Below are 377 nucleotides of genomic sequence, written 5' to 3' on the forward strand. Positions count from 1 at the left end.
CGCGGGGTGCGAGCGCTCCGGCGTCTCCGCCCCGGCCTCGCCGTAGAGGTTGCGGTAGAACACCGAGGCGTCCTCGATGTTTTCGAAGCGGAAGGCCAGCTCCGCCAGGAGGCTGTAGAAGTTGTAGGAACGGACCCAATGGTGTTCCAGGACGAAGCGCACGTCCTCGACCGGCGGCGTGCCCTGGAACAGGTGGACCGACATGGGAGGGCGCTCCCGGCTGCGCGCCTCGATCTCGGCGTCGACCTTCTTGCGGAACTCCTCCACCGGGACGGCGCTGAAACCGGCCGGCTCGGGAGCGAAACGATCCTCGACCAGGTAGACCTGGCTCGCCATCCAGCGGCGGGTCTGCTCCGTATGCGGATCGCTGCCTACGT

At 67.6% G+C, this 377-nt stretch carries 1 protein-coding gene; it reads right to left on the minus strand.

Annotated features, from left to right (window positions below):
* Window positions 1-377 (minus strand): HOASN domain-containing protein (locus ACLJNW_RS23520; RefSeq protein ID WP_410961129.1); only part of this gene is annotated, 377 nt, incomplete at both ends.

It is taken from the genome of Salmonella sp. SAL4457, assembly GCF_046548235.1.
GTDB lineage: Bacteria > Pseudomonadota > Gammaproteobacteria > Enterobacterales > Enterobacteriaceae > Salmonella > Salmonella enterica.